The following is a 229-nucleotide window of genomic DNA, read 5'->3' as shown; positions in this document are numbered from 1 at the left end:
ACGTTGTTCGGAATCACTGGGCTTAAAGGGCGCGTAGGCGGGCTGCCGCGTCCGGGGTGAAATCCTCTGGCTCAACCAGAGAACGGCCCCGGGTACGGGCGGCCTCGAGGGGGGTAGGGGCGTGCGGAACTGTGGGTGGAGCGGTGAAATGCGTTGATATCCACAGGAACTCCGGTGGCGAAGGCGGCACGCTGGACCCCATCTGACGCTGAGGCGCGAAAGCCAGGGG

Annotated in this window: 1 rRNA gene; it reads left to right on the top strand. The window is 65.9% G+C overall.

The window, feature by feature from the left end:
* A 16S ribosomal RNA gene (locus ACTHS4_RS12800) occupies positions 1-229 on the top strand; the annotation flags it as partial.

It is taken from the genome of Neisseria sp. P0014.S009, from assembly GCF_051958155.1.
In the GTDB taxonomy this organism is placed as follows: domain Bacteria; phylum Pseudomonadota; class Gammaproteobacteria; order Burkholderiales; family Neisseriaceae; genus Neisseria; species Neisseria flavescens_C.
This window is presented reverse-complemented; position numbering and strand designations above follow the sequence as displayed.